9 protein-coding genes are annotated in these 19,642 nt (G+C 70.7%); all 9 read right to left on the bottom strand.

From position 1 onward, the window contains the following. Positions 1 to 227: 227 nt before the first annotated feature. The 9 genes from ISOVA_RS11045 to ISOVA_RS11085 all read right to left on the bottom strand — a co-directional run bounded on the left by ISOVA_RS11045 (position 228) and on the right by ISOVA_RS11085 (position 19,543). The gene (locus ISOVA_RS11045; protein ID WP_049788328.1) at positions 228 to 5,219 is read right to left on the bottom strand and encodes a ThuA domain-containing protein; all 4,992 of its coding nucleotides are present in this window, start codon (positions 5,217 to 5,219) and stop codon (positions 228 to 230) included. Positions 5,220 to 5,380: 161 nt separating this feature from the next. Then, entirely contained in the window at positions 5,381 to 6,160 is a 780-nt protein-coding gene (locus ISOVA_RS11050) for a sugar phosphate isomerase/epimerase family protein (RefSeq protein WP_233275883.1), read from the bottom strand. Between the two features lie 192 nt (positions 6,161 to 6,352). After that, the gene (locus tag ISOVA_RS11055) at positions 6,353 to 7,588 is read right to left on the bottom strand and encodes a substrate-binding domain-containing protein (RefSeq protein ID WP_013839308.1); all 1,236 of its coding nucleotides are present in this window, start codon (positions 7,586 to 7,588) and stop codon (positions 6,353 to 6,355) included. Between the two features lie 94 nt (positions 7,589 to 7,682). Next, positions 7,683 to 8,816, bottom strand: coding sequence for an ABC transporter permease (locus ISOVA_RS11060; RefSeq protein WP_013839309.1), 1,134 nt, complete (start codon positions 8,814 to 8,816; stop codon positions 7,683 to 7,685). After that, positions 8,813 to 9,895 (bottom strand): ABC transporter permease, encoded by a 1,083-nt coding sequence (locus ISOVA_RS11065; protein WP_013839310.1) that lies wholly within the window; start codon positions 9,893 to 9,895, stop codon positions 8,813 to 8,815. The genes ISOVA_RS11060 and ISOVA_RS11065 overlap by 4 nt, the downstream gene beginning before the upstream one ends. Beyond that, positions 9,892 to 11,526, bottom strand: coding sequence for a sugar ABC transporter ATP-binding protein (locus ISOVA_RS11070; RefSeq protein ID WP_013839311.1), 1,635 nt, complete (start codon positions 11,524 to 11,526; stop codon positions 9,892 to 9,894). Before ISOVA_RS11070 ends, ISOVA_RS11065 begins: the two co-directional genes overlap by 4 nt. Positions 11,527 to 11,696: 170 nt before the next feature. Next, the gene (locus ISOVA_RS11075; protein ID WP_013839312.1) at positions 11,697 to 12,689 is read right to left on the bottom strand and encodes a sugar phosphate isomerase/epimerase family protein; all 993 of its coding nucleotides are present in this window, start codon (positions 12,687 to 12,689) and stop codon (positions 11,697 to 11,699) included. Between the two features lie 55 nt (positions 12,690 to 12,744). Further along, positions 12,745 to 13,746 carry a sugar phosphate isomerase/epimerase family protein gene (locus tag ISOVA_RS11080; RefSeq protein WP_013839313.1) on the bottom strand — a complete coding sequence of 334 codons (1,002 nt, stop codon included), beginning with the start codon at positions 13,744 to 13,746 and terminating at the stop codon, positions 12,745 to 12,747. A 199-nt stretch (positions 13,747 to 13,945) separates the two neighbouring features. Continuing rightward, positions 13,946 to 19,543, bottom strand: coding sequence for a ThuA domain-containing protein (locus tag ISOVA_RS11085; RefSeq protein ID WP_233275885.1), 5,598 nt, complete (start codon positions 19,541 to 19,543; stop codon positions 13,946 to 13,948). Positions 19,544 to 19,642: the final 99 nt, after the last annotated feature.

The following is a 19,642-nucleotide window of genomic DNA, read 5'->3' on the forward strand; positions in this document are numbered from 1 at the left end:
GTGCCGACGACCGGGGCGCGGGGCGGCCGGCACCACCCCGGTCATGCGCACGTGCGCTCGACGTGGTGGGCGGCGTCCGTCGGGGCGTCGACGTGCGGCGACCCTGTCCTCGCGCTGTCACCTTCGAGCTCACGTCCAAACTCCTTGCTGTCGTGTCGTTCCGGTGCACCTCTCGGTGCGGTGGGACGCCGGTGGTGGCGGACGTGCCGCCACCACCGGCGCCGGCGTCAGCCGCAGCTGACGGCGTCGTACTCCGCCTCGACCGTCGACGTGCGGTCGCCGATCGTGGCGGTCACGCTGACCGTGCCTGCCTCCACGCTGTCCGCCTTCGGGCGGAACTTGTGGAGCGGCGTGTCACCCGGTGCGACATCGGGATAGGTCTTCGACCCGTACGCGGTCTCGACCAGCACCTCCGCCGGCTCGGCGTCGTCGTTCGACACGCGGACGGTCACGACCGCCTGCTTGCCGACGCACTCCGCCACCGCCTGGACACCGACGGCCACGGGCTCCTCGTCGTCCGCCGTCGTGAGACGGAACCAGTCGAACCCGACGACCACGGGCGACGTCTGCTTCGGACCGATCGCCATGAGGCCGATCGACGTGAGCGGCACGTCGTGCGTGACCGGGTCCCCGAGGGAGACCCACTCCTCGCCGTCCTCGCTCACCGAGCCCTGGTAGGTGTCGCCCACCTTCTCCAGGCGCAGGTGCCAGAACCCGGACGACGGCTCGCCGGCGAGGTCGATCTGCCGGTTCCCGCCGGCGCCGAACGCCCCGCCCTGCTCCGAGACGAGCTCGGCGCCGAGGAGCGTCGCCGCTCCCGGGGCGTTCTTCGCCACGACGTCGAGCTTCACGTAGTCGTCGTCGTCCGCGTAGGCCAGCAGACCGGCGAGCTGCCACTGGTGCTGCAGCGGCGCGGCGAACCGCGTCTCGGCGACCCAGTCACCCTCCGGCGCACGCTGGAGGATGAAGTTCTTCGGGTCGTCGTTGGCGGAACCGTTGATGTCGCCCGGCTGCGTCGTGATCTGCAGCCGGCCGTCGGCCACGGTGACGTGGTCGGCGTCGTACCGGACGATCGAGTCCCAGCGGCAGCCGTCGATGCCCTCGCCGTCGAACTCGTCGCTCGGCTTACGGACACCGCCGTCGGGGTCGCCCTCGACGTCGCACTCCGGCGGCGTGTCACCCGGGTCGGGTGCGGACGGGTCCGCCGGGTCGTCGTCGAACGTGAAGTCCTGGAACTCCACGGCGCTCGTGGCGGACGCGCTGTGCGCCGTCACGAACATGCCGACGTCCTGCACCGACGCCGCACCCGGCAGGGTGACCGGCTGGCCGATCTGGCGGAAGTCCTTGCCGTCGGCGCTCCAGTACGCGTAGTACAGGTCGCCGTACCGGACGAGCCGCACCCATGCCGGGTACGCCGTCGTGCCGGCGCTCGACGACGTGCTGAGCTGGCCCGACTCGTTGCCGCGCAGCCACTCGAACCCGCCCGAGGGCCTGATGCCCAGGGCGGCGTACCCCGGGGAGGACCCCGGAGCCGTCACGTCGTTCCGGACGATGATGCCCGCCTTCGCCGACGAGTGGGAGTTCTGCTGGCTGTTGATCCGCACGGTGACGGACCAGGTGTCGTCCACCCCCTCGCGGTAGAGCGCCGAGTACTCGTCGGTGCCCTGCCACATGTTCGCGCCGCCGGACGTGATGAGGTACCGGTTCGCACCCAGGTGCTCGAACTCGCCCCGGGCGTTGGTGAACGTCTTCAGGCCGTCGAACGGGTCCCCGACCTGGGCCACGACGATGCGCGACGTCGTCGACAGACCACGGTCGTTGGTCGCCACGGCGGTCAGCTCGTAGTAGCCGTCCTCCGTGACCGTCCACGCCGCCTCGTAGGGGGCCTGCGTGTCGACCCCGATCGAGGAGCCGTCGACGAAGAACTCGACCTGCGTGATCTCGTTCTCGGCGTCGGTCGCGTCGGCCGCCACGGTGATCTCACCCTGCTCGAGCTCGACTCCCGCCTCGGGTGCCGTGATGGCGACCTCGGGGCGCGTCGTCTCCGAGACGCCCTTGCCGTTCGCCTCGATGAAGTTGAGGCGACGCTCGCCGGAGCCGGGGAACACGGCGAAGAGCGTGAAGCTCTCCCCCGGGTCCTCGACGTCGACCCGGACGTCCGTGAAGGTCGTCAGGCCGGTCTGCGGAACCTCGGCGGTGGCGAGGAGCTCACCGTCCGGGGCGTCCCGGCGCAGCTCGATCGTACCTGCGGTCGCCGCCGCGACCCGGAGGGTCAGTGCGTCGATCTCGTGCAGGTTGACCGGATCGTACGAGGCCCACGCGCCGTCGGCCCCTGAGATGACGGAGCCCCGACCCTCGACGTCGCGGCTCGGCACCGTCGTCGTCCCCTCGGAGTCCGTGTGGAACTCCGCCTCGCGGATCTTCGGGAAGACGAGCGACGTGTCCGAGCCGGTCAGCGCGGGCACGCCGTCGCCACCGTCGTCGGTGTACCGGGCGTCGAGGACGTAGAAGACGTTCATGTCCTCCCCGTGCCCGCCGCCGAGGTTGGTGGCGACCGAGCCGGTGCGTCCGTACAGCGGCTCGGACGGGTGCGCGTGGGCGTCGTGGCCCAACGCCGCCTGGATGATGACCCGGGAGTCGTCGATCTCGGAGCCGTCGGGCGAGTCCTCGGCGTCCGTCACCGACACGTCCCAGGAGATCGTGTCGCCGAAGTCGAAGAACGCCCCCGTCGGCGGCAGGTCGAAGCTGACCTCGGGCCGCGTGTTGCCCACCGCGACCGGGACGGTCGCCGTCCCCGTCTTGCCGGCGGTGTCGGTCACGGTGAGGCGCACGTCGTACACCCCGTTCTCGGTGAACGTGTGCGTCGCCGTGGCCTCGGTCGCGTCGACCGTGCCGTCACCGTCGAAGTCCCAGGCGTACTCGAGCTGGTCGCCCTCGGGGTCCGAGCTCCCGGTGCCGTCGAACGTGACCTCGAGAGGCACCGTCCCCGAGTCCGGCGTCGCCGTCGCGACGGCCTCCGGAGAGCGCGAGCCGGAGACGTAGTCGATCCGGTGGAGGCCGGAGTCCGGGTTGTGACGGCCGAACCCGCCGCCCCAGTCGAGCACGTACATCGAGCCGTCGGGTCCGAACTTCGAGTCGATCGGCGCGAGGAACTGCTCGGTCGGCAGGAACCGGTTGACCTTCTCGACGTCGGACTCACCGGCCCCGGCGCGCGGGTCCTTGAGGTCGATCGAGAACATCTGGTTGCGCGCCCACTCGTAGAAGAAGGGCTTGCCGTGGTAGTACTCCGGGAACTTCGTGTCGGAGTCCAGCTCGGGGTCGAACTGGTAGAACGGCCCGCCCATCGGCGCGAGCCCGCCGCCGGCGTTGATGGCGCCGGGCACGCTCGAACGCTGGTACCCGTACCAGAGGTCCGCGGGCTGGGCCGGCGGGAGCTCCGTGAGCCCGGTGTTGCGGACCGAGTCGTTGATCGGCGCGTCGCAGTCGAAGAAGTCCCCGACGGTCACCGGGTTGGTGGTGTAGTCGACGTCCCGGAACGGCTCGTTGTCGCCCATGCACAGGGGCCAGCCGAAGAAGCCCGGCTCCTTGACGAGGTTCCACTCGGCGATGCCCGCCGGGCCGCGGGTGGCGAGGTTGTCGCTCCCGTTGTCGGGCGAGTAGTCCGCCACGCCGAGGTCGCCGGTCTCCGGGTCGATCGTGAAGCGGAACGGGTTGCGGAAGCCCATCGCGTAGATCTCGGGGAGCGTCTTGTCCTCGGTGTCCTCCGCCTCCGGGAACATGTTGCCCTCGGGGATCGTGTACGTCCCGTCGTCCTCCGGGTGGATCCGCAGGATCTTGCCGCGCAGGTCGTTGGTGTTGGCCGACGTCTCGCGCGCGTCGTGGAACGTGCCCTCGCGCTCGGAGATCGGCGCGTACCCGCCGGAAGGCTCGGAGTGAGGGTTCACGTCGTCGCCCACGCCGAGGTACAGGTCGCCCGTGCGGTGGTCGATGATGAGCCCACCGCCCGTGTGGCCCGGCTCGTCCGGCAGACGACGGGCGGGCACCTCCAGGATCACGACCTCCGACTCCGGGTCGATCACCGTGGCACCGGGCTCGTCACCGGTCACCGTGAACCGGGAGAGGCGGTTGAAGAACGACGCCGGGTCGGTGTCGTCCTCGCTCGCCGGCGAGTAGTACTGGTAGAGGAAGCCGTTGTTCTCGAAGTCCTCGTCCAGGGCGATGCCGAGCATGCCGTCCTCGCCGCCCGAGTAGACCGGGATCTCCAGCGCGGTCGTCGTGGTCTGCGTGCGGGGGTCGTACACCCGGATCTGGCCGCGGACGAGCTCGGTGAAGAAGACGCGGCCGTCCGGGGCGATGTCCATGGCGAACGGGGCGCTCGTGTTGGAGTCGAGCGCGATCTTCTCGAACTGGCCCCAGTCCGTGCCGCCGCAGTCACCCTCGACCAGGCCGGCCGCCCACTGCACGCCGCCCACGATGTGCTGGACGAACTCGGGCTCGGCCGTGTAGTGGGCGCCGAAGTGGCCCATCCCGGTCATCCACGCACGGCCGCCGTCGTAGTGCTTGCACCACGAGATCGGGTGGTCGTAGCCCATGGCGTTGCTGCCGGGCTCGTAGGTCGACTCGTCCATCGTCGCCAGCACGTGCGCGTCGCCGCGGACGTTGGTCGAGAAGTTGTACCACTCGTCGGCGCGCTCCCACCGCTGCGGCAGGTGCTCGGTCGAGGGGTGCGTCCGGTCCTCGACCCGCACGGTGCCGAGAAGTCCCGGGCTGCTGCCCGTGGCCGCGTGCCCGGGCATCAGCGACCCGATCATCTCGTCCCACCAGGCGTAGTTGCCGCGCATGTCGGTCGCGTTGTGGATGGCGACGATGCCACCGCCGGCCTGCTGGTACCGCTCGAGCGCGGCCTTCTCCTCCGCGGTCCACGGGTCTCCGGACGCCTGGAACATGACCAGGGCGTCGTACTGCGCGAGGTCGGCGTCGTTGAAGACGCTCGAGTCCTCCGTGTGGTCGGACGCGATGCCGGCCTCGGCGAACGCCGCCTCGAGCACCGGAGTGCCCTGCGTGATCGCCTCGCTGTGCCGGTACTGCGTGGTCTCGGTGAAGATGAGCACCTTGTGCTCCTCCTCGACCGTCTGCGCGAGCGGTGTCGCCGGAGCCGTCGGTGCGGCTGCCGCGATCGTCGTGGGTGCCAGCGTGAACGCCAGCGCTCCGACGGTCACGGCCGCGACCGACCTCCCCCGACGGGGACGTGGTCTCTCGGTCATCGTGATGCCTCCAGGGCGGGTCGACGTACTGGTCCCGCTGCTGCAGCGGGACGGGACAGGTCGTGACCTCACGGCGTGCCGGCGCCCAAGGTCGTGCGGTTCTCACCGCACGTGGATCAGGCCGAGGACATCACCTCCTCGAGGTGAGCGAGGCCATCGGTGGCGATGGCGTCCTGGGTCGCCGCGAGCGGGCGCCAGATCGAGGCCGCGGTGGCGATCGTGGCGTTCTCCGCCGTGAAGGACTCGATCACCAGCGGGCCGGAGTACCCCACCTCGTCCAGGGCGCCGAGGAGGCGTACCCAGTCGAGGTGGTCCGACCCCGGCGCGCCGCGGTCGTTCGCGCAGACCTGCACCGCGGCGATGCGGCTGCTCGCGCGGTGGATCGCGGCGACGAGATCGGTCTCCTCGATGTTCATGTGGTAGACGTCGAGCATCAGGCCGATCGCCTCGGCCGGGAGGGGCGCGATCACCTCGAGGGCCTGGTCGAGCGTGTTGACGAGGCTGGTCTCGTAGCGGTTGAGCGGCTCCAGGCCGACGACGACGCCCGCCGACGCCGCGTGCTCGAGCACCGGACCGAGGTTCTCGGCCAGCTCGGCGTACGCAGCCGCGCGCTCCGCGGCCGAGAGCCTCCAGGTGCGACCGACCGACGCGTACGCCGGACCGCCGACGACGCGCGCGCCCACGGTGTGCGCAGCGTCGACGACACGGCGGAGGTAGTCCTGCGTCGCGCGTACCGTGGCGCGGTCGGCGGCGACCAGCTCACGCCCGGGACCCATGACCAGGGAGACGCTCGCGCCGAGCCCGTGGTCCTCGAGGACCCGTGCGGCGAGCCGGGGGTCCCAGTCGTCGGGGTGCTCCACCGGGAGCTCGATGAGGTCGAAGCCCCACCCGGCCACGCGGGGGGCGATGGTGCGCAGTGCGGAGTCGGTCAGGGGTGAGACCCACACCCAGGTGTTTACGCCGATCGGCCGGCGTCGGATGGCATGACGGTGTTCGGGAGCCACGTCGCTCTCTCTCGTCGTCGTGTCGTCCGGGGCGGCCGGACGTGCTGCGTCGCCGCAGCGACGCCCGGCCCCCACGGTGATGGGTCAGCGGTCGGTCCACGCCTCCGGGAACCCGGGCAGGTCCTCGCCGCCGAACTTCGCGTAGTGCAGCGACGGCATGTCCGCGTTGGCCTCGAGGTACGCGCCGAGCTCGTCGGACTCGATCGGGTCCTGCGGGAGCACCCACTCCTCGGGCACCTCCTGGCCCTCCCAGATCATCTGGGCCGCGAGGACCGGGGTGCGCCACTGGAAGTTGGAGTACACGGCCGCGATCGCGTTCATGCCGGTCTCCTCCCACTTGCGCAGGAAGCTCATCTCGTCCTCGCCCATGAAGACGGGGTACGGCTTGCCGGCGTCCTCGAACGCCTCCACCGCGGCCACGGCGCCGTCCCCGGCGTCCATCCAGATGCCGTGGATGTCGCCGCGCTGGAGGTACTGCGTGACGATGTCCTTGATCTGGGCGGCGTCACCGCCGGTGAACTCGACGCCGACGACGTCGATGTCCGCCTCCGAGAAGATCCGGTCGGCCGCGGCCCACCGGTGCTCGAGGACGTCGACGCCCGGGAGGATGCGCAGCGCGAGCACCTTCGAGCCCGGGTCGAGGTTCTCCACGAGGTACTCCGCGCCGTCGGCGCCGTAGGCGTAGCCGCCGATCGGGTGGATGAACGTCACCATGCAGTCCGTATTCACGCCGCGGTCGAACACGATCACCGGCGTGCCGCTCTCGCACGCCGCCTCGACGGCGGGCGTGAGCGTGGCCGTCGTGGACGGCGAGATGATGATGGCGTCACAGTCTCCGTTCTCGACGAACGCCTGGATGTCGGAGATCTGCTTGTTGTCGTCGTCGGCGGCGTCGGAGACCCGGAACTCGCCGATCACCCCCTGCTCCTTCAGGACCTCGACCTGCTGCTGCATGGTGATCCAGCCCGTGACGCGCCACGGGTTCGAGACCGAGGCGTTGGAGAAGCACAGCGTCTTGTCGCCGCCTGGGCTCGCGTACTCGGATGTGTCCACGTACTCCGGCTCGATCGCCTGCAGCCAGGGCTGGTCGGCCGGACCCTCCGGCTCGATGTCCCGCTGGGCCAGCTCACGGTCGTAGTCCGCCTGGACGAACCACTCGCTGTTCGCGCCGGACTCCGACTCGCTTCCTTCCTCCGCCGTCTCCTCGGCGGCCGCCTCCGGGGGTATCTCCGCCGGAGTGTCGGTCGTGCAGGCAGCCGTGCCCAGCAGCACCGCCGTGGCGGCGCCGGCCACAAGAGCTCGGGCTCGGACTCGCTTCATGTCGTTCTCCTTCGTGAGACGTCGTCGTCGGGACGGGAGCGAACGGGTACGCGTCGTGGTGGTCGGTCTGTCGAGGTCGTCAGGAGATCTGGGCCTAGCGGTCAGGTGGATCGGCCGCCGGAGCGGGGGAAGGACTCCCGCTCGGATCGAAGCCGTCGCCGACGGCGCCCGGGACCCGCTCCCGTGGTCGTGCACGGCGTGGCCGCGAGGCGTAGGCGACGGCCGCGATGATGATCACGCCCTGGACCGCGGGTCGGATCGAGGCCGGCAGGCCGAACTGGTTGAAGAGGGTGAACAGCGCCTCGAGCGTCACGGCGCCGAGGATCGCGCCGGCGACGGTGCCACGGCCTCCGCCGAGGACCACGCCGCCCAGCACGACCGCGGTGATCGCCATGAACTCCAAGCCCTGCCCGACCTGCGCGGTGACGCCCGCGAAGCCCCCGATGAGCACGGCGGCGACGGTCGCGCACAAGCTCGAGAGGAGGAATGCTCGGGTGCGCACCCACCAGACCGGCGCGCCCGCATAGGCGGCCACCCGGGCGTTGTCGCCGACGGCGACGAGGGTGCGGCCGTACGGGCGGCGCATGAGGACGACGGCCGCGGCTGCGAGCACCGCCGCGATCACGAGCGCCCACGGGACCTGGAAGGACCCCGGGTTGTCGGGGATGCCTCCGCGGCCCCAGGTGCGGAAGCCCTCGGTGAGGGCGCCGGTCGGGGCGCCTCCGGTCCAGAGGCGGATGGCCCCGTAGAGGACGAGCATCATGCCCAGGGTCGTGATGAAGGACGGCACCTTGAGCAGCGTCGTCACGAGCCCGTTCACCAGGCCGACCAGCAGCCCGAACCCGAGCATCAGGGCGACCACGAGCCACGTGCGGGACTCCTCGCCGTCGAGGACCTTCGCGGCGATGACCACCTGCGCCCCGACGAGGGAGCCGACGGACAGGTCGAACTCGCCGGAGACGATGACGAAGTACTGCCCGATCGCGAGGATCACCAGCGGTGCCGCCTTCTTGGCGAACGCCATGAGCGAGGTCGGCTCCGCGAAGGACGGGTTGACCGAGAAGATCGCGACGAAGACGAGGACGAGCAGCGCGGCCACGGTCCACGCGCCGCCGGAACCCAGGCGGGTGAGGACACCGGCTCGCGGATCGCGGGCCGGGACGCCGCGCCCTTGCGGTGCACGGGCGGCGAGGCTCTCGGAGAGCTTCGACGGGCTGCTGGTGGTCACTTCGACACACCTCCGGTGGTCGGCTCGGTGACGGCCACGGGGCCTCCCCGCAGGCGCCCCCCGCTCGGGCGGAACCGCGCCCTGCTGCTGGCCGGGTCGATCTGCCGACGCGCATACAGCGCGACGGCGGCGATGATGACGACGCCTCGCAGGACGTCCTTGAAGAACGGGTCGACGTCCAGGACGTTGAACGCCGTGTCCAGCACGGCGAGGATCGCCACGCCGCCCACGGTGCCGACCATCGATCCGCGTCCGCCGAGCAGCAGCGTCCCTCCCAGGACGACCGCGGCGATCGAGTCGAGGTCGAGCCCGTACGAGTAGACCAGCGCGTTACCGGTACCGAATCGCGCGGCGATGAGCAGCCCCGCGACGCCCGCGCAGACCGAGCACAGCACGTGGGCGAGGATGACCGTCCGGTCGGTGCGGATGCCGGAGAGGCGGGCGACGTCGAGGTTCCCGCCCACGGCGAACATGTGATATCCGCTGCGGGTCCGCGTCAGCAGCACGACTCCGGCCACCGCCAGGCTCAGCATGACGATCGTCGAGATCGGCACGGGCCCGATGCGCGTGTAGCCGAACATCTGGAACGACGTCGGTACCTCGCCGGCCGGACCCTTGAACTGCGTGTCGAGGTAACCCTTGATGATCAGCCCGATGCCGAGCGTGGCGATGAAGGCGTTGACGCGTAGCTTCGCGATGACCAGGCCGTTGACGAGCCCGATGAGAGCCGCCGTCCCGAGCGCGGTGAGGACGCCGAGCCAGACCCGTGACGGGTCACCGGCCATCGTGGTGGCCCCGATGATCGAGCACAGCGCCACGACGTAGCCGACCGAGAGGTCGAGCGACCGGCAGACGATGACGAGGGTCTGCCCGATCGCGACGAACCCCAGGAGGCTCGTCTGGGTGAGCATGTAGGCCGTGTTGGCCGTGCTGAACAGGTTCCCACCCCGCGCCGCGACCAGCGCGCCCACGATCACGAGGATGCCGACGAGCGCGAGCCACACGATCTCGGTGGAGCCGATCCGGCGACGACGCGTGGCGGAGTCGGGCCGCGCAGGGGCGGCGACGGTCGTGGTCATCGGTCGTCACCCGACTGCGCGAGCCCGCGGGACGGCGTGGCCGCCGGGGCGTCCACGGCCACGACGTGCTCGTCGGACGTGGAGTCAGTGCCTGTCGCGAGCGCCATGATGGACTCCTCGTCGCTTCCTGGGGGGAGCTCTCCGGCGAGCCTCCCGTCGCGTACGACCAGGATCCGGTCGGCCATCGCAACCACCTCGGGAAGCTCGGACGAGATGAGGACGATCGCGACGCCGGCGGCGGCGAGCTGTCGCATGAGGTCGTAGACGGCCCGCTTGGCGCCGACGTCGATCCCTCGCGTGGGCTCGTCGAGGACGATCACCCGAGGGTCGGTCACGAGCCACTTGGCCAGCACGACCTTCTGCTGGTTGCCCCCGGAGAGGTACTGGACCTCGGTCTCCTGCGACGCGGCGACGAGGTCGAGGGACGAGAGCAGTCCCGGGACGTGCTGCGACCGGCGGTCGGACTCCCCGGGGACGACCGCGTCGAGCACGAGGCGGGCGTTCGCCAGGACCGACTGTCCGAGCGCGAGGCCCTCGGTCTTGCGGTCCTCGGTGACCAGCGCGATCCCGGCCTGCACGGCCTGCCGCGGCGAGCGGATCTCCACCCGTGTGCCGTCGATCTGCATCCGACCGCGGGTGAACGGGGCGATCCCGAAGATCCCGTGCGCAATCTCCGTGCGGCCGGAGCCCTGCAGGCCGGCCAGCGCGACGATCTCGCCCGCCCGCACCTGGAGGTCCACGCCGTCGACGGCGGTGTTGCCGGCGCCCTCGATGGCCAGCACGACGTCACCCGGGCTCGCGGCGTCGTCCTTGTCGGGGAAGAACCCGGCGAAGTCCCGGCCGACCATCGTGCGCACGAGCCGGTCCGGCGTCATGTCGGCGGCGGGTGCGGTGAGCACGTGGTTGCCGTCCTTGAGCACCGTGATGGTGTCGCAGAGGTCGAAGATCTCCTTGAGGCGGTGCGAGACGTACAGCACCGCGACGCCCCGCGCCTTCAACCGCCCGACGAGGTCGTACAGCAGCTCGACCTCCTGGTCGGCCAGGGCCGCCGTCGGCTCGTCCATCGAGATGATCCGCGCGTCGTGGGAGACGGCCTTGACGATCTCGATGACCTGCTGCTGGGCGACCGAGAGGGACCCGACGCGCGTCCACGGCGCGATACCCCCGATCCCGAGGCTCGCCAGGAGCTCGTCGGTCCGCGCGTGCATCGTGCGCCGGTCTACGAGGCCGCGGCGCCGCGGCTCACGCCCGAGGTACACGTTCTCGGCGACCGACCGCTCAGGCAGCAGGTTGAACTCCTGGAAGACGGTCGAGACCCCGGCGTGCTGGGCGTCGAGAGGCGACGCGAAGACGGTGCTCCGACCCTCCAGCTCGATGGTCCCGGCGTCCGGGCGGTGCACGCCGGCGATGATCTTCATCAGCGTGGACTTGCCGGCACCGTTCTCGCCTACCAGGGCGTGCACCTCACCGCGTCGGACGTCGAGGGACACGTCGTGCAGCACCCGGTTGCCGAAGAACTGCTTGCCCACGCCCTGTAGCCGCAAGAGGGGCTGCTCATGGACGAGGGCAGGGTCCGACGTCCCCTCGTGCTGAATGGTCGCGCGGCCTTGCGCGACGTCGTCGGCTCGCATGTGGTTGACCCTAGCGACCACTTCTGACGAACGTCAAGCAAAAGTTGTCCGCGAGTGTCGCAGGTTCGTCTCGAGAAGTCACCAAAACTCGTGGGCAAGCGAGTCGACCGAAAACACGACTGCCCGGGGCGCCACGACGGTGTCGTGGCGCCCCGGGCAGGACCGTCAGCTCAGGCTCCGACCGGAGCCCGCAGCGCCAGGATCTGCTCGGCGCTGCGCTCGGCGTTGCCGAACGAGTCGACCGGGTTCGGCGGCAGCGCCACCTGTGCGGCGTTGTCCTGCTCCCAGATGCCGTGCTGGCGCCCGGTCCCCTCGAGCGCGCTGAGGAACCCCTGGAAGTCGATGTTGCCCGCCCCGAACTCGACGATGTCGTAGCCGTTGTCGGAGCTGGGGTTGACCCGGCCGTCCTTGAGGTGGAACAGCGGGTACCGGGACCGGTTGGCGAGCACGTAGTCCACGGGCTCGAAGCCCGGGTAGAGGTGCTTGCCGACGAACGCCCAGTAGACGTCCATCTCGAGGAACACCAGCGAGGGATCCGTGTTCTCGAGGAACACGTCGTAGAGCCGCACCGACGGGTCGTCTTTGGCGAACGCGAACTCGTGCTGGTGGTTGTGCTGGTAGAACTTCAGCCCGCGCGCGGCGGCCGCCTCGCCGAACCGGTTGAACTGCTCCGCCGCGGCCAGGTAGCCCGCGATCGTGCGGTTGTTCGTCGGGGCGTTCGCCGTGCCGACGTGCTCCATCCCGAGGATCTGGGCCGTGTCGAGCTCGCGCTCCATGTTGGTCGCGAAGTCGTTGATGCCGCGGTGGGCACCGACGGCCTTGAGCCCGTTGTCGTCGAGGATCTGGCGGATCTCCTGGGGCGTGATCGGGCCGACCGCGCCCTGGGTGTAGCCGGCGAACTCGATCTCCGAGTAGCCCAGCTGCGCCAGCCGCTCGAGCACGACCCGGAAGCCGAGGGACGACACCTTGTCACGGACGCTGTAGAGCTGGATGCCGAGCTTGCCCGGCGCCACGAGACGGCGGCCGCCGGCGAGGGGGCTCGGCGAGGCCGACGTCGCCGCGGAGGCCACGGACGTGCCCGCCAGCGTGGCGGCGCCGACGGCGACGGTGGACCCCGCGAGACGCATGAAGGTCCTGCGGTCGAGGTCCGTGCGGATGGTCATGAAAATCTCCTTCGAACTGCTGCTGCGGTGGGGAGGGGGCCCTGGTGGTGGATGGTCACTTCGTGGAGAACGCGGCGTCGAAGGCCGCCTCCGGTGCGTCGAACGCGAGACGACGCACGAACTCGAGGGCCTCGGGAGCGCCGACGAGGCGGTCCATGCCGGCGTCCTCCCACTCGATCGAGATGGGGCCCTCGTAGCCGATGGTGTTGAGCATGCGGAAGGCGTCCTCCCACGGCACGTCGCCGTGCCCGGTGGAGATGAAGTCCCAGCCGCGCCGCGGGTCGGCCCACGGCAGGTGCGACCCCATGCGGCCGTTGCGGCCGTTGGTCATCCGCTTCTTCGTGTCCTTGCAGTCCACGTGGTAGATGCGGTCCTTGAAGTCCCACAGGAACGCGACGGGGTCGATGTCCTGCCAGACCATGTGCGACGGGTCCCAGTTGAGGCCGAACGCCTCCCGGTGCCCGATGGCCTCGAGCGTCCGGACCGTCGTCCAGTAGTCGTAGGCGATCTCGCTCGGGTGCACCTCGTGCGCGAACCGCACGCCCACCTCGTCGAAGACGTCGAGGATCGGGTTCCACCGGTCCGCGAAGTCCTGGTAGCCCGCCTCGATCGCCTCGGCGGACACCGGCGGGAACATCGCGACGTACTTCCAGATCGACGAACCCGTGAAGCCGATGACCGTCTTGACGCCGAGCCTGGCCGCCAGGCGCGCGGTGTTCTTCATCTCCTCGGCCGCGCGCTGCCGCACGCCCTCGGGGTCGCCGTCGCCCCACACCTGGTCCGACAGGATGTCGCGGTGCCGCTGGTCGATCGGGTCGTCGCACACCGCCTGGCCCTTGAGGTGGTTCGAGATCGCCCACACCTTGAGGTTGTACTTGTCGAGCAGGTCCAGCCGGGACTGGACGTAGGCGTCGTCGTCCCACCGCCACGGGTCCAGGTGGTCGCCCCAGCAGGCGAGCTCCAGACCGTCGTAGCCCCACTCGGAGGCGAGCCGGGCCACCTCCTCCAGCGGCAGGTCGGCCCACTGTCCGGTGAAGAGGGTGATCGGTCGTGCCATGAGTCAGCTCCTTCGTCGTGCCGGGAGGCCCCGGCGGTCGGATGGCCCGGATGGGCCGGGGACCCTCGGTGCAGGGCCGGAGCGCGTCCTGCCCTGCACCGAGGGGGTGGCCGAGACTCGGCCGTATCAGCGTGGGAGCCTCCCCGGTTGGACCCGGGCCGGGGTCCACCCGGGGGTCATGCGGCTCCCACGCCGACGATCACTGGCAGCCCACCTCCTCGAGGACGACGACCACCGTCGCGCGGCCGCCCTTGTCGGCCTGCCAGTCGCCGGCGAGCTCGAGCTCGGTCTTCGGCGCGGCCACCGCGGTGACGAGGTACTCCCCCGCTCCGAGGGACGCCCCGTCGAGCTTGCGGCCGCGCTTGCCGTCGACCCACTCGTAGACCTCGTACCGGCGCACGGTGTCCATCGGGACACCGACGATCGAGCCGGCCGCCTCGCAGGTCGGGGCCTGGACGATCACGGCGGGAGCACCCGCGGGCGGGCACTCCGGCTCCTCGATCGTCACGTGCAGCACGCCGATGCCGTTCGCGTTGACCGTCCAGCCCTCGCCGGGCTCGATCACGTACCCGGCGTCCGGCCGTGCGGCGACCCGGTACGTCCCGGGCGCCAGGTCGGACGGGTCGGCCACGACCGCGCCCGCACCGGCGTCGGTGATCGGCCGGATCACGTACTGGACGCCGTCCACCTCGACCGCCTCGATGGCGCCGCCGGTGACGTCGTACGTGCCGTCGGGAGCCCAGGCGCACGTGGCCGCCGACACCGTCACCGCGGGTGTCACCGAGATCGCCGGCGGCGCCGCGATGGTGAACTCGAGCGTCTGCCCGACGACGGTCTGGCCGTCGGCCGACGCCCGCACCTCGACGGTGTGGTCGCCCGGGGTGTCCACGGTCAGCGGACCGGTGTACTCGACCCACCCGTCGCCGTCGACGTTCACCTCGCGGTGGACGGTGGCGCCGGCAGGGCCGCCGGTCGTCTCGACCGTCACGGTCACCGGGCCGAGCCACGTCCCGTCCGGGCCGTCAGGCTCGGCCGGGTCGAGGGTCGCCGACACCGTCAGCGGCTCGACGTCGTCGCCGATCACCCGGAAGTGGTCGAACGCCGCCGTGGCGTTCGCGTTGCCCTGGGCGCCGCCGCCGAGGCCGAACAGACCGACCTGGGCGTCGGCGAGCGTCGAGTTGGAGACCTGGCCCAGCTCGGCCCACGTCTCGCCGTCCGCGCTGTACTCACCCGTGAACGTGTCGCCGGACCGGGTCAGGCGGAGCCACGCGACCCCCGAGGTGACCGAGACCTGAGGCTGCGGGTCCTGGATGGTGGCGCCGACCTCGCTGCGCAGCTCGATCCTCCGGGCCACCGGCTGACCGGCGGCGTTGTCCGTGACGAGGTCGAGCTTCACGTAGTGGTCGTCGTCGCCGTACAGGATCAGGCCGCCCTGCTGGTACTGCCGGTCGAAGTCCGAGCCGTCGACGCGGGTCTGCACCGTCCAGGAGTTCCCGGGCTGGGGCTGGAGCACGATGTTCGGCACCGCCGAGTTGTCACCGCCGTAGATGTCGGTCGGCGTCGTGTCGAGCTCCAGCGCACCACCGGTCACCCGGTAGAGGCCGGTGTCCTCGTTGAGCACGGTCCAGCGGCAGGGGTCGAGCTGGTCACCGTCGAACTCGTCGTCCGGGCCGGCCGAGGCCGCCGTGTCGTCGGGCACGATGTGGAACCAGTCGAAGTGCGCGTCGACGGCCTGCGCCGCCGACCCGGTGCCGGCGAGCGACACGAGCCCGATCTTCGGGTCCGTGATGCCCGCGAGCGACTTCGTCTGCGGCATGTCCGTGAACGTGTTGCCGTCGTGCGAGTACGACGCCCTCAGGTTCTGTCCGTCGGTCGACGTGAAGCGCACCCACACCGTGGACGGGTAGTCGGCGCCGAGCGCGGCGGTGTTGGACTCGCCGACCTCGTTCGGCTGCCCGTTCTCCTCCCGGATGAACTGGAAGATGCGCGTCGCCGGGTTCGCCGGGGCGGACCGGCCCTGGATCACCATCTTGGCGTAGTCGTCCGGACCGCCGTAGACGAGCAGGCCCGCCTGCTGGTACTGGGCGTTCGCCTCGACCGTGAGCTTCGCGGTCGCGGTGAACGGGCCCTCGGGCAGGTCCTGCAGCACGACGTTCGGCACGGCGACGTTGTTCGTCCCGTAGAAGTCCGTCGGCGTCGTCGGGATCACGAGGTGGCCGTCCTCGATGCGCAGCTGCTGGTTGCGCTCGAGCACCGTCCAGCGCTCCTCGTCGAGCTCCGGTCCGTCGAAGCCGTCCGAGCGCCCGGTGAGGCAGACCGGGGGCTCGACGGCCTCGGCCGTCACGGTGACGGTGACGTACTCGGTGCTGTACGCGCCGAGCTCGTCGGTGACGCGCACCTGCAGGCGGTACTCGCCGGGCTCGGTGTAGGTCACGGCGTACTCGTCGGTGCCGTCGACGAAGCCCTCGCCGAGGCCGGCGTCCCACGCGACGGTCGTCGCGTGACCCTCCGGGTCGGTGGCGGCCACCGTCGCCGTCACGTCGAGCGGTGCTTCGCCCGCGAGCGGTCCCACCTCGAACGAGGTGATCTCCGGCCGCGAGTTCGTCGCGGCGCCCCGCCCGACGAAGTCGACCCAGTTGACGTTGATTCCGCCGTCGAGCAGCACGAAGTAGAGCGTGCCGCTGCCGGACGGGACGTCGCCGAGCTCGGTGCCCCTGAACACGTACTGCTGCCAGCCGCCCGTGTCCGGAACCTCGATCTGCCCGATCTCGGGTCCGTCCGGGGCGTCCCAGCGCACCGAGACCGTGCCTCCGCCGACCGCGGACGCCGCGCGCAGCCGGATCTCGTCGATCCCGGAAAGCGACAGCGGCTCGTGCGCCCACCAGTCGTCCGGCTCGATCCATCCGATGTTCAGACCGCCACCGAGCGGGTCGCCCGTCTCCTCCGTCTGCACGCCGGCGTCGCCGGTGCTCGTGGAGCCGGGAAGCCGGCCGGTGTCGGTGAAGAACTGCGCCTGGAGGCGCTTCGGCTGCAGGATGATCAGGTCGTGACCGCTCAGCGGCGCGCCGACCTCACCACCGTCGTCCGTGTAGCTGGCCTCGAGGGTCCAGAACAGCCGCGTGTCGAGGCCGTGGCCGTCGTCGGCCGCGGTCTGCAGCACGCCCTCGCAGCCGGAGAGCTCCTCCATCGGGTGCGAGTGGGTGTCGTGCCCGAGACCCGTGTGCAGGACCACGTCCGAGCACTCGACGTCGCCGTCGGGGTCGGTCACCTCGATCTGGTACGCGACCTGGTCGCCCCACCCGAAGGTGGCGCCGTCGTCGGGCACCGTGATCGTCACGACCGGCGCGTCGTTGCCGACCACGATCTCGACGTTGGCGACGCCCTCGGCGCCGTCCGGTGCCGTCGCGACGAGCTGAGCGGTGTAGACGCCGTTCTCGGTGTAGGTGTGCGACGGGTTCGCCTCGGTGGACGTGGCGCCGTCACCGAAGGACCACGCGAGCTCGAGCGGCGCGCCCTGCGGGTGCCGTGTTCCCTCGGACGAGAACTGCACCGTCAGCGGCGCGTGCCCGCTCGTGACGTCGGCCGACGCCCGCGCGACCGGCGTCGCCGAGCCGCGCGTGTAGTCGATCCGGTAGATGCCCGACGTGGCGTTGTTCCCGCCGAAGCCCTGGCCCCAGTCGATGACGTACAGCGCGCCGTCGGCGCCGAACTCCATGTCCATGGGCCGGTAGAAGCCCTGGGACGGGTCGACGATGCCCGGCAGGATGCGGTTGATGTCGACCACGTCGTCACGCTGGGCACCATCGAGCTGGAACGAGTACATCTTGCCCTGGTTCCACTCGCCGAAGAGCGCCTTGCCGTCCCAGTAGGCCGGCCACTTGCGCTCGGAGACCAGGTCGGCGTCGAACTCGTAGACCGGTCCGCCCATCGGGGCTCCGCCGCCGCCGATCTCCGGGAAGAGCGGGTTCGTGGCGTAGCCGTACCAGACCTCCGCCTCGACCGCGGGCGGGAGCTGCGTGATGCCGGTGTTGTTCGGCGAGTCGTTGACCGGGCCGCCGGCGCAGTCGAACGCCGCGCCGGACTGGCCGGTCGCGAAGTCGTAGTCGATGTACGCCTTGTTGTCGCCCGTGCAGTACGGCCAGCCGTAGAAGCCCGTCTCGGACACCACGTTCCACTCGACCAGGCCCTGCGGGCCACGGCTCGGGTTGGCGCTGCCCGCGTCGGGGCCGTAGTCCGCGACGAGGATGTTGTCGGTCTGCGGGTCGATGCCGATGCGGAACGGGTTGCGGAAGCCCATCGCGTAGATCTCGGGCCGCGTGTCCGGCGTGCCGGGCGCGAACATGTTCCCCTCGGGGATGTCGTAGCCGCCCTCCGGCAGAGGCGTGATCCGCAGGACCTTCCCGCGCAGGTCGTTCGAGTTCGCCGAGGTGCCCTGCGCGTCGTAGTTCTCGCGGCCCGGACGCTCGTCGATCGGCGTGTAGGAGCTCGACTCGAAGGGGTTGGTGTTGTCGCCGGTGGCGAGGATGAGGTTCCCGGCGGAGTCGAACACCATGTCACCGCCCGCGTGGCAGCAGGTGGCCCGCTGCGTCGGGACGACGAGCACCAGTGTCTCGCTGGCGCGGTCGATCGTGCGGGTCTCGGCGTCGTAGACGAAGCGCGAGATGCGGTTGTGCGGGCCGTGCTCCCCCACGTCGGAGGGAGACCAGTACAGGTAGAGCCACCCGTTCTCCTCGAAGCCCGGGTCGAGCACGATGCCCGTGAGCCCGTCCTCGTTCGCCTGGGTCACCGACAGGGTCAACGCGGTCGACGTCGTGCGCGTCTCGGGGTCGATGACCCGGACGCGTCCGTCGCGCTCCACGTAGATGACGGTGCCGTCGGCGGTGACGTCGAGCATCATCGGGTTCTGCGTGCTGGTGTCGAGCGGCACCGACTCGTAGCTGTCGCTCTGCGTGGCCGAGCAGTCGGACGGCACCACGCCGGCGGCCGTCTGCAGGCCGCCGAGCAGGTGGTCGAGGAACTCCGGCTCCGCGAACGACTCGTTCGTGTGCCCGCCACCCGTGTACCAGGACCGGCCGCCGTCGAACTCCTGGCACCAGGCGATCGGGTGCTCGGCGCCCATCGCTCCGTTGCCGGCCGAGTACGACGACTCGTCGAGGCTGGCCAGGACGTGCACCTGGTCCCGCGGGTTGGTCCGGAAGTTGTACCACTCGTCGTAGCGCTCCCAGCGGCTCGGCAGGTGGTCGGTCGACGGGTGGACCTGGTCCTCGACCTTGACGGTCGCCGTCTGGTTCTGCGGGTGCGACTGGAAGTAGGCGCCGACGAGTTCGCCGTACCACGGCCAGTCGTACTCGGTGTCGCTCGCCGCGTGGATGCCGGCGTAACCGCCGCCGTTCTGGATGTACCGCTCGAACGCCGCCTGCTGCTCGGCGTTGAGGACGTCACCCGTCGTGGACAGGAACACCACGACGTCGAAGCCCGCCAGGTACTCGTCGTTGAACAGCGTCGGGTCCTCCGTCGCGGTGACGTCGAAACCGTTGTCGGCGCCGAGCTGTTCGATCGCAGCGATGCCTACCGGGATCGAGCCGTGCCGGAAGCCGGCCGTCCTCGAGAACACCAGGGCGTGGAAGTGGTCGGCCTCACCGGGGTGGGCGGCGAGGCTGGTCGATGCGGCAGCCGTCGCCGCCGTCGGGATGGCCGATGTCTCCACGGCGGGTGCCGCGTACGCGGCGACACCCGTCGTGAGAGCCAGCGACGCCGCACCCAGGACGGCGGCTGCCGTCCGGACCGCGCGGGGCACGGCGGCTCTCGTTCGCACGTGACTCACTGATCGTCTCCTCGTCGAGCAGATCTACCGCGCGGCCGGCCGGCCGGCGGGGTGGTGCCGTCGGCGCCGAGA

This window comes from Isoptericola variabilis 225, from assembly GCF_000215105.1.
Lineage (GTDB): Bacteria > Actinomycetota > Actinomycetes > Actinomycetales > Cellulomonadaceae > Isoptericola > Isoptericola variabilis_A.

Coding starts and splice junctions, on each gene's coding strand:
- ISOVA_RS11055 (WP_013839308.1), bottom strand. CDS start 7,588: ATGAAGCGAGTCCGAGCCCGAGCTCTTGTGGCCGGCGCCGCCACGGCG.
- ISOVA_RS11065 (WP_013839310.1), bottom strand. CDS start 9,895: ATGACCACGACCGTCGCCGCCCCTGCGCGGCCCGACTCCGCCACGCGT.
- ISOVA_RS11070 (WP_013839311.1), bottom strand. CDS start 11,526: ATGCGAGCCGACGACGTCGCGCAAGGCCGCGCGACCATTCAGCACGAG.
- ISOVA_RS11075 (WP_013839312.1), bottom strand. CDS start 12,689: ATGACCATCCGCACGGACCTCGACCGCAGGACCTTCATGCGTCTCGCG.
- ISOVA_RS11080 (WP_013839313.1), bottom strand. CDS start 13,746: ATGGCACGACCGATCACCCTCTTCACCGGACAGTGGGCCGACCTGCCG.